The sequence below is a fragment of the Paenisporosarcina sp. P4_E4_2 genome, assembly GCF_056401595.1.
Map to the genome: position 1 here is coordinate 1 of NZ_JBFUJC010000159.1, position 6,951 is coordinate 6,951.

7 protein-coding genes are annotated in these 6,951 nt (G+C 31.9%); 4 read left to right on the plus strand and 3 right to left on the minus strand.

What is annotated here, in order from left to right; genetic code table 11:
* Nucleotides 1-122 precede the first annotated feature (122 nt).
* The 4 genes from AC1DSB_RS11810 to AC1DSB_RS11825 all read left to right on the plus strand — a co-directional run bounded on the left by AC1DSB_RS11810 (nt 123) and on the right by AC1DSB_RS11825 (nt 4,088).
* Entirely contained in the window at nt 123-449 is a 327-nt protein-coding gene (locus AC1DSB_RS11810; RefSeq protein WP_477533316.1) for an antibiotic biosynthesis monooxygenase family protein, read from the plus strand.
* A gap of 151 nt (nt 450-600) precedes the next feature.
* Nucleotides 601-1,143 (plus strand): GNAT family N-acetyltransferase, encoded by a 543-nt coding sequence (locus AC1DSB_RS11815; protein WP_477586771.1) that lies wholly within the window; start codon nt 601-603, stop codon nt 1,141-1,143.
* A 432-nt stretch (nt 1,144-1,575) separates the two neighbouring features.
* Nucleotides 1,576-2,256 carry a response regulator transcription factor gene (locus tag AC1DSB_RS11820; RefSeq protein ID WP_477586775.1) on the plus strand — a complete coding sequence of 227 codons (681 nt, stop codon included), beginning with the start codon at nt 1,576-1,578 and terminating at the stop codon, nt 2,254-2,256.
* Nucleotides 2,253-4,088: a sensor histidine kinase gene (locus tag AC1DSB_RS11825; protein WP_477586772.1), complete on the plus strand. Its 1,836-nt coding sequence runs from the start codon at nt 2,253-2,255 to the stop codon at nt 4,086-4,088. Before AC1DSB_RS11820 ends, AC1DSB_RS11825 begins: the two co-directional genes overlap by 4 nt.
* A 246-nt stretch (nt 4,089-4,334) precedes the next feature.
* Here the strand turns inward: AC1DSB_RS11825 and AC1DSB_RS11830 are convergent, their stop codons facing one another.
* From AC1DSB_RS11830 to AC1DSB_RS11840, 3 genes are all read right to left on the minus strand, one after another.
* Complete coding sequence (locus tag AC1DSB_RS11830) at nt 4,335-4,865, minus strand: hypothetical protein (RefSeq protein ID WP_477532983.1); 531 nt, start codon at nt 4,863-4,865, stop codon at nt 4,335-4,337.
* 403 nt (nt 4,866-5,268) lie between these two features.
* Nucleotides 5,269-5,997 carry an N-acetylmuramoyl-L-alanine amidase family protein gene (locus AC1DSB_RS11835; protein WP_477586773.1) on the minus strand — a complete coding sequence of 243 codons (729 nt, stop codon included), beginning with the start codon at nt 5,995-5,997 and terminating at the stop codon, nt 5,269-5,271.
* A gap of 110 nt (nt 5,998-6,107) precedes the next feature.
* Nucleotides 6,108-6,951, minus strand: an 844-nt coding sequence (locus AC1DSB_RS11840) for a polysaccharide deacetylase family protein (protein ID WP_477586774.1), incomplete at its 5' end; no start/stop codon positions are given.

Sequence of the window (6,951 nt, forward strand, 5' to 3'; positions counted from 1 at the left end):
GTTGCTTAAGCAGCCCTTTTTTATTATTGAACTAACGGGGTAGTTTAGTTCAATAATAAGACCTGAGATTATGCTGGAATTTTTTATATTAATGAAAAATAAATTTCTAAGGGGACTTACATATGAGTGGAATTGCGAAAACTCCTGAACCACCTTATTACGCAGTGAGTTTTTCTTCACAAAGAACTGAAGGAGATAATGGTTATGGCAGAATGGCGGATAAAATGGTGGAATTAGCTTCTCAGCAGAATGGATTTTTAGGTGTCGAAGATGCACGGGATGAAGGACTAGGAATTACTGTTTCGTATTGGGATTCTTTACAATCCATAAAAGAATGGAAGGAAAATTCTGCCCATAGAGTAGCACAAAATAAAGGGAAATCTGAATGGTATAAAAACTTTTCTCTCAGAGTTTGTAAAGTAGAGAGACATAACTTCTTTGAAATTTGACAATGTTACTTATTCAACTATCGGGTGCTTTAGTTAAAGATTATCGGGCTGCTTAAGCAGCTCTTTTTCTTATTCAACTAACGAGGCAGCGCACTTTAAAAAGGATTACTGCAATTTCGTTTCAAGTGAATAGATGTTGGGAGGGTTTTGGGTGATTAATGTGGTGATTAGAAGGCCAAGTATTGAGGACATTAAACAGTTAAATGAATTTTTTAGAATTGTTATTATTGATACGTTTAATAAGGAAGGTATAGGGGAGAAGTCGGATGATATTAATGATGAAATTAAAGTTAAGAAAAAATACTTAGAAAGTGATTTTGACAGCAATGGTAAAAAAAGATATTTTTTGATTGCTTTAGATGGTGATAAAATTATTGGTTCAATTGAATACGGCCCAGCAAGCGATCTCATTAGTGATTGTACAAACAATACTTTCAAAGAGCTAATTGAAATAGGTACAGTATTTGTTCTTCCTGACTACCAGAGGATTGGGGTAGGGAATTTGCTATTAAATAAAATGTATTTTACTTTACAGAATAAAGGCATAGAAGAATTTTGTTTAGATAGTGGATATACTAGTTCACAAAAAATCTGGAAAAAGAAGTTTGGAGAACCTGATTACTTGTTAAAGGATTATTGGGACGAAGGGTATGATCATATGATTTGGAGAGTCAAGGTTAGCGAACGGGTTTAGAATGAGAAGTAAAGAAGCATAAGTGCTTAATCAACTAACGGTGCTGGAGTTTAAGCTCAATGAGCAGCTAGTTAGCTCACCAGAAGGTTGCTGAAGCCATGACAAAATGGACTATTTATTTTTTGAGATCGTAAACTTTTATTTGGTATCTTTACCTAATCTTTATTTCGTCAGGCTATACTTTTTTGAAACAGAATTAAAAATTAAATTTATTGAAACTCAAATATTGAAAGAAGTTAGTACATTACCATTGGTAAACAATTAAATAACAATGGTAAAGTTGCAACATTTTTCTTATTTCCGGTTTTTTCCCTTTTAAATCTACTCCCGTTCTTAATAGGAACGATTTATTCATTTAAGTAATGGAGTAATCGAAGAGTTATTGGATAAAATCTAAGAATAAGGAGCATCGAAAGAGAGTGTGAATTGATAATGCAGTACAAAATTTTAATAGTAGAAGATGAGACTATTTTACGTGAAATTGTGAAAGACTATTTCCTAAACGAGGGTTATGAGGTGGTTGAAGCCATTGACGGTGAACAAGCATTAGAATCATTTCAAAAACATGATTTTCATCTAATTATTCTTGATATCATGTTGCCAAAAGTAGATGGATGGACTGTTTGTAGAAGAATCCGTAAGGAATCAAAGGTTCCAATCATCATGTTAACTGCACGTGTTGATGAGGATGATACATTACTTGGGTTTGAGCTAGGTGCTGATGATTATGTTACAAAGCCATATAGTCCACCAATTTTATTAGCAAGAGTCAAACGTTTACTTGAAAGTCGATATCGATTGAATGAAGGATCAATAGATACTTTAACTAAAAATGGTATTACAGTAGATTTTTCTTCAAGGCTAGTAAAGGTAGAAGGAGTAATTATTAATTTAACACATACCGAATTTGAAATCTTAACATATTTAATGCAAAATCAAGGAATCGTGATTACAAGAGAACAACTCTTATATAAGATTTGGGGACATGACTACTTTGGTGATGATCGAACGATCAATACACATATTCGTAATTTACGAGCGAAATTAGGAAGCAAATCAAAACTGATTTCAACGATTATTCGAACAGGATATAAGTTTGAGGAGAGTTTATGAAATACGGTATTGTTTTAAAATTATTTTTATTAACAACAACGTTATGTTTGTTAATTACAGGTACAATTTATATTGGTCAGACCATCTTCTTTAAGCAATACTATGAAAATCAGAAAGTAAATGATTTGAAATCAAGTATCAAATCATTTGAGAAACAATACTTAAAAAGTAATGGAAATGTGCAATCCATCCAGCAATTAGAGCAAGATTTTTATCGTACTCACAATACATGGATAACTACATTGGATCAAAATGGAAATATTATTTCTTCAAATGATTATTATGCAGAAATTAAAATAAGTGACGCTAAAAATTCAAATCAATTCGTAACGATTCCACTGTATCATTTATTAAAAGGAGAAGATGTTTATAAAGATACTCCAACCATTACAATAGGAGAGGAAGTGGATCTTTATACGATTGAAAAAAATAATATAATAATCCCGTTTTATCTATATTTGGCACAGAATGATTCATATTTGGTAAATCAATTTATTTGGACAAACCTTGATAAGGAATTCCAAATGGATCATCATAAAGAATCTAATCTACAAAATAAAATAGCATTAACAATTAAATATCAATCTCAATATCATTCTAATTTTCAAATCAGTCAATTAAAAGGAACCATACAGAATGTACGATTTCCTGATCAAAATGATGTTTCCAGTATCATCTATAGTAATAGCTTATTTATGGAGCGTATTAGTGAATTCCAAACAGATTTATTGTTTAATGAAGAAAATCATTTCACAACGGTCAAAACGCTTGATTATGAGCAAAATGGAATAAAATACAAGCTGTTCATTGATCCGGTTAAAGAAAAAAATGGGAACATCAGTTATATCTTTTCAATGGCTTCCTTACAACCTGTAGATGAAGCTGCACAAATGGTCAACGATTATTTTATCTATTTGATAGCTTTTGTGTTACTACTAACTATTTTGGCTTCTTTTTACTATTCAATCAAAATTGCAAGACCATTATTAAAAATCAACAATTCAACTAGAAAAATTGCAGGCTTAGATTTTTCAGAACGAATTGAATATTACTCTAAAGATGAAATAGGCGATTTATCTCAGAATATAAATTTACTATCGGATACACTACATTCGCACATTACTCAGCTACAGCAAGACATTGAAAAAGAAAAACAGTTAGAGAATACTAGAAAAGAATTTATCTCAAGTGTCTCACATGAATTGAAGACCCCACTAAGTATTATGAAAAGTTGTATTTCGATCCTGAAAGACGGTGTTGCTAGTCATAAGAAGGATTACTACTTTGAAGCGATGGAAAAAGAAGTCGACAAGATGGATCGTTTAATTATTGATATGCTTGAACTAGCAAAGTACGAGTCTGGAACGTACAAAATGAAAATGGAATCTTTTTATTTAGACAAAGTAATTGAGCATATTTGTCATGAATTACATTTAGAAATAGAGAAAAAGAAATTAACCATTCATAAAGAATTGAATTCAATAAAAGTTTTAGCAAATCAACATCTTATCGGACAAGTCATAACGAACTACATTACAAATGCAATCCGTTATACGCCTTTGAATGAGCATATCTATATTTCGACCATCGTAGAGAATGAGCAGGTAAAAGTTTGCGTGGAAAATAAAGGGTCGCATATTCCAGTTGACCAATTAGAAAAGGTTTGGGAACGATTCTATCGAGGTGATACGTCTAGACAACGATCAGAAGGTAGTACTGGATTAGGCCTTGCCATTTCGAAAAATATATTAAATCTACATGGTGTGCAGTGTGGTGTCATGAATACTTCAGATGGAGTACTATTTTACTTTTATTTAAATATGGATCTTTGAAATGTAATGTATTAAAGCTGGATACCTTACTATTTTACCCATATAAAAACACCTCCAAGTTGTCTTTAGGTATTACATACCTGTTTTTCAACTTAAGGTGTTTTTATTTGTCTCAAACTATGGGGTCAGTTCCCAGTCAAAAAGAGGAGGCTTTCTTGTTTTACAAAAGATTTTGATATTCGAATTTTCTTGAATCGGTAAAGCGGTGAAACAGAACATTAACTCCAAGGTGTTTCAGTTTTGTGCTCAATTACTTTTGTGCTCAATTACTTGTAATACTTTCGGTTCAATATCTTTTAAACGTTGTTCCATTGAAGCAGAGTTTTTAGGAACTTCTCCATTTTCTTCAGCTTGAATCTGCACGGTAGTTTGTGATTTCGCAATGACCTCAATCACTTGTTGTGTAGAAACATTTTTAGATGATGCAATTTCATCAACCGATTTTCCAGTTGCTAATTCTTGTTTTAATTCTGCCCCATTCATATTTAATAAAGAAAATAGGTCCTGATTATTTAAAAACGCATTCGCAAAGTAATCAGGCTGACCATCCCATGTGAAAAAAGCCTCATCAGTAAAACTATATTGAGTTGATGTTTTTTTACTTTCTTGTACTTGTACGTTTACTTCTTGTTTTGTTATTTCATTCGATTCTTTGTTAACTATTTGTACCGATTTTACTGACTCATCTTTCTGATTTTGTGTAGCATAGGCACTTCCAGTTCCTACTAATAATGCTGTTGAAATACTAAGTACAGTGAATAAATTCTTTTTACCCATTTAAAATTCCTCATTTCATAATATTATTTGCCTTACAAAAACGATTATAATTGGACAATGTAAAGATGAAACCAAGACGATATCAATTGGAAATAAAGTTTTTTAACTTCTGTGAAATTTTAATTCCATTTTATCCCTCATTTCTTTGTTTTATTTGTCTTACAAAATGATTATCACCGGACAATGTTAAGGTGAAGTCAAGATGGTATCAATTGGAAATAAAGTTTTTGTATTTTGCGAAATGTTAAACCAAAAGATTACCGATTAACTTACCATTAAGATTCTTGCCGTTATTGTTTAATTTTTTTAAAATCCAATTAGTCTAATGCGGTTCAGAAGTATTTTTGATTATTTTTTATAAACATTAACTTCTTATTTTTTTATATAGTGGTTTAAATATCAACTATCTTAAAGAATCGATTATTCCGTCAACAATTGAATTTGCCGTGTTTCTTTGAAACTCTTCTGAAGTCATACGCGCTTCATCTTTTGAATTTGAGATGAACCCAAGTTCAAGTAAGATGGCTGGTCTTGAGTTTTCTCTTAATACATGAAGGTCTCCTAATCTTACTCCACGATTTCTAGCATCTAGTCCATTTTTAAATATATTTTCATGTATTAATTTCGCTATAGGCTCGTCCGTATTATTATAATAAGTTGTAATGCCTTCAACATCGTTTGTAAAAAAGGCATCAAAGTGTATACTAACAAACAGATCTGCATTCTCTTCTTCTGCAATTTTCACACGATCTTCAAGTGATACTTTCACATCATCTTTACGGGTTAAAATAACAGTAGCACCAGTACGTTCCTCTAAATTACTTTGAATATTTTTAGACATTGTTAATGTTACATCTTTTTCAATTGTCCCATTCTGTCCACTTGCACCAATATCCCCTCCGCCATGACCGGGATCAATTACGATTGTTTTACCTGTTAAGATCTTTGTAGAATTTACTTTATTTTCATAAGATGCTTTAGCTGAATTCGCAATCTTTGCGGAAGATTCTTTAGCTAAACTTTCATTATTTCCCATCATTCCATTATCTTGAAGTTTTATGATAGAAAATACCACTATAAATGCTATTACTAATAAAAAAATATATCTGTTCTTATTCTTTCTCTTTCGCATGAATATTCCCCCTATTTTAATAACTACCTTCTAGATTTTAAAAGTCTAATTGTTGTTAATGGAGATAAAATCAACATTTTAGATAATGATGAGTATGAAGATTATCCATTTTAAAGACGCCAATCATCCCAGAAATTTAATGGGAAATGTTCGTCGGGATTATATACCTTAATTTCATATTCTTCGGATCTTAAATAGTTAATAATTTCTGGAAGTGCGTCCAAAGTCGATTGATTTTCATGGAATAAAATGACTTCAATATTTTTTGTTGTTTGCCTTTTTACTTCATTTACAATTTTTGAAGAGTTAGCAGACTCCCTCCAATCCTGTGTATCCACACTCCAATCCCAAATTTTGTATCCTGCTTCAACTGAATCATTGCGAAGTCCTAAATTCAAACCTGGTTTCGATCCATAAGGGGCGCGTACTAAAGTGGTATCTTCACCTGTCACTTGTTTGATAATGGAGATTGTTTGTTGCATTTCTAGTACAAATTGATTTTCTTTATAAAGTCTATGATAGTCATGCGTCATACTGTGAGCTCCGACATAATTACCCTCGGATACGGCACGTTTCACTTCATTTGGATAGCGATTTATGCGGTCTCCAACCATAAAGAAAGTCGCATTTATTTGTTCCCTATTTAATACGTCAAGAAATTGGTGTGTGAACTCACTAGGTCCATCATCGAATGTCAAATAGACGACTTTCTGATTTTTTCCAGAGGGTTGTTTGTTATTTGTTTGAATTTCATCACTTTCTGGTTTTGGATTAATTGGATCAGTTTGGATATTTTCTTTTTTTTCATTTGGTTTCTCCACAGGTGGTTTCATATCATTTGATAGGTTTGTATCGTCGTTTGCTATCTCTTTGGTACCATTTTTCGGTTTATTTATTTGCTGCTGTGCATTCACTGAACCTGTTGCTACATTTACATCTCCAAAATCTTTTAAC